Source organism: Methanospirillum hungatei (assembly GCF_020216685.1).
Classification (GTDB): domain Archaea; phylum Halobacteriota; class Methanomicrobia; order Methanomicrobiales; family Methanospirillaceae; genus Methanospirillum; species Methanospirillum hungatei_B.
The window spans coordinates 1-3,059 of the sequence record NZ_JAIWNS010000292.1; the positions used below are offsets into that span (position 1 = coordinate 1).

A 3,059-nucleotide genomic window follows, 5' to 3' on the forward strand; every position below is an offset into this window, starting at 1 on the left:
TGGGGCTGCACTTACTGTCACCAACCTAATAAAAATAGTAAGCTTTAAATATATAAAGATCTTTCGGTTAACTTAACCGCGTAACTCATAGAGAATAAAAGGGAAGGTTGTATCCCGCTCCCTCACAGCCTTGAGGAGCTCAATCCCGTTCATGACCGGCATCTCATAGTCGGAGATGATGGCATCATACCGGCCGGATTCCATATGATCAAGTACTTCGTGAGGGGATGTGGTGACTGATACCACCATGTCACCCGAACGTTCAAGAAAGAGTCGTGCCAGGTCAAGAAGGAACTCTTCATCATCTACATAGAGTACCTGAAATGGTTCCTTCATGATCTGCTCACGTCCTTTGGTATCGGGTGGCTCTTATTGTTATCGGTCGTCGGGATCATCGGTGTGCACTACTGGTTGTCCTGATGCCCTCAGGTCGCCGGATTATGATAAGATTCCAAAATCCGGGGAACTGACTCTGGTATTCATCTGGGAGTTTGCCTTGGCTGTACCGGTTGTTCGTGTTCCGGTAGAGTATGGTATTGTTCCTTCTTAAAAGATAATATATCTTTTGGATCTCAGCCTGTTGATTTTTACGGATCGGGGTTCCAAGAGAAGGATCCGTTCCCCCTTTCAATGATGCTATTTTGTCAGATTGATTATAAACCGTCGATTTACCAGGCTTTCGGGATAAAATTATCCATATTGATGATACTGGCACTGTCACCGCTCACACGAATCACAAACAGACCTTTCTTTTCAGCCATGGTAGCAGTCCCGGCATCTTCAGAGATGAACGCAACCGCACCATAGACCGTTTTATCCTTATATTCCGGCATCCATTCCTTTGCATGCTGTAATTTCTTCAGAAAATTCCGGACATCTTCTGGGCGAAGAGTGGTCTTGACTTCAACGATCACGATCTCGGAACCATTTATCGCAATGATGTCAAACTCATAATCGAGCCCATCGCGACGACCAGATCTCCGTTTTAATGTGTCAGTGACGTAAATCCCCCGCTGATTCAGGAGTGTGATGATAGTTTGTGAAACTATGTGCCGAATATGGGGCTCATGAAGAATCAAAATTAGATTCACTCAGTGTTGCGATGAAAGAATTGCTTAGAATTCTTAAGTCATGTCCTGCAATAATAGAGGTCTTGAATATTGAAGAGCGACTTGCAGCTGCAAAGAAAGATGCATCCTATTTTGGATATGATATCGAAGATGAATTATCCGATCTTATTGATGATATCGAGGCTCTTCTGTAGAGAATAACCAAAGATTACACATTCCTAAACGGGGTGCATTGTCCGTGGTTTTCAACCTTCAAACACCGGGAATCCAATATACCTACCCCATACGTTTCCTCGATTCGCCATACCTCATAAATGAAAGAATTTCCATCAGAAAACCATCAATAGAAAAAAATGAGACGCACGTGGTTCGTGGCTGAGAAAGGTTCTGCCCCATAACTTGCAATCCTAATTTATTCGTAAAAAATAAGAAAAAACGAATTATTAAATCCGTGTTGCATTCCAGTTATAGAGATCTGAACCCTCAATGATTTCAGTGTCTCCATATCCATAGGTGCCGTTAAAGGAGAGACCATCATCGGAAAGAGTAAATCTTACTCTTCCCTCTTCTTTCCAGGTCCCGGTGAATACCTTTCCATCATCTGAAAGTACACCCTCAATTATACCAGGTTCAACAAGATCAATGACCGTTTCAATTATTGGCTCATAGGTACCGGTCACAGAAGAGCCGTTTTGAGACAGGTGTAAAATATCAACATCAGAGATCCATTCTCCGGTCCAATCTGATTCCGTACCTTCTTCAATGATGAGACGTGTCCCATTCCATCCAGCTGAGTTCTTTTTTCCTATTGCATCTTCTGATTCGTAACTCCCATTAAACACATGTCCATCATCAGAAAGAATAAATGAGCACGTACCGGTTTCAATCCAGATCCCTGACAAAACTTTCCCATCCGACTCAATGATCCCCTGAATAGTTCCCGGATCGCCCGACATCGGATTGTATGGGCGGTATGAACCGGTAACATTACCGTCTTCAGCCTGGATTATTGTAAGTTCAAAATTCTCTGAAAGCCAGGTACCATTCCAGTCCATGTCTTCATGTGCCGCTCCGACCCCCATTGGAATGAAGGCGAAAAGTGCGATAACACAACACAATATTCCGTATTTCATATGACAAAACACTCCCGTACTACGATAATATGGAGTAATTCGATATTTATAGATTCTGAAATGAAATGTGATGATTACCCATCAATCGGCTGGGCCCCATGTGCATCATTTTCACCGTACAAAATATTTGGAAGAACCATGGGGAATACTTAATTCTGCTCATCTCCAGTAAGAGTTGAATGGGAAAGGTAGTATTGGTATTGATTCATTCCCTCTCCCATTCATCACGGAGAGATGCTGCAAGTTTATCTGGATCTGGGATGAACTCACGATAAACCCCATAATACTATGAGATATCACTCCGGATTTGCTTTTCAGAGAGTACCATACCGGTCCAAATTTTGTTTCGCATTTTTTCTATATGACTATATGCTTACTAATCCTGAAAATATTTCATGAATAGACCAGACTGCCAACTACATTATTATCACAAATCAGTTTTTTAACCGGTACATATCGAATATTATCAATAAGGACACATGATTCGATAACTCTCATATCCGCTCAAATGCTCTTCGGGTTATGTGTGAGTATTCATCGATCTCATCTCATATGGGACTATCTTTCAGCACTCCAAACAATGATTCTTTTTTTTCGTTTTTCCTGATACATGCTATCCATATATGTCCGTCCCATAGATTCCCATACAGAAAAAGGGATAATCAGGCAGGTTTTCTTTCCATTCTCATCAAAAATATATTGAATATCAGCCTTTTTTCCATAGGTGATTATCTTCGTATATCGTAATTAATTTCCCCATACACGGCTCTGTCTAATAATCAAGTGATACCCTGAATATTATGAACTCTTTTAGATTAACCATAATAATTGCTAAAAACTCGAATTGCACAAAAAA

At 41.1% G+C, this 3,059-nt stretch carries 5 protein-coding genes; 2 read left to right on the forward strand and 3 right to left on the reverse strand.

The features are described from left to right. Positions 1-72 precede the first annotated feature (72 nt). A complete protein-coding gene (locus tag LDL35_RS15105; protein WP_304024031.1) occupies positions 73-336 on the reverse strand; it encodes a response regulator in 264 nt (87 codons plus the stop codon). A gap of 61 nt (positions 337-397) precedes the next feature. On the opposite strand from LDL35_RS15105, the gene LDL35_RS15110 reads away from it, so the two are divergent. Continuing rightward, positions 398-550 (forward strand): hypothetical protein, encoded by a 153-nt coding sequence (locus tag LDL35_RS15110; protein WP_304024034.1) that lies wholly within the window; start codon positions 398-400, stop codon positions 548-550. Positions 551-668: 118 nt separating this feature from the next. On the opposite strand, the gene LDL35_RS15115 is transcribed toward LDL35_RS15110, so the two are convergent. Next, entirely contained in the window at positions 669-1,079 is a 411-nt protein-coding gene (locus tag LDL35_RS15115) for a hypothetical protein (RefSeq protein WP_304024037.1), read from the reverse strand. A gap of 23 nt (positions 1,080-1,102) precedes the next feature. Here LDL35_RS15115 and LDL35_RS15120 point away from each other — a divergent pair, with 23 nt between their 5' ends. Beyond that, positions 1,103-1,264: a hypothetical protein gene (locus LDL35_RS15120; protein ID WP_304024040.1), complete on the forward strand. Its 162-nt coding sequence runs from the start codon at positions 1,103-1,105 to the stop codon at positions 1,262-1,264. Positions 1,265-1,513: 249 nt separating this feature from the next. Here LDL35_RS15120 and LDL35_RS15125 read toward each other — a convergent pair whose 3' ends face one another. Then, positions 1,514-2,203, reverse strand: a complete 690-nt coding sequence (locus LDL35_RS15125) for a hypothetical protein (RefSeq protein ID WP_304024043.1) — start codon at positions 2,201-2,203, stop codon at positions 1,514-1,516. Positions 2,204-3,059 lie beyond the last annotated feature (856 nt).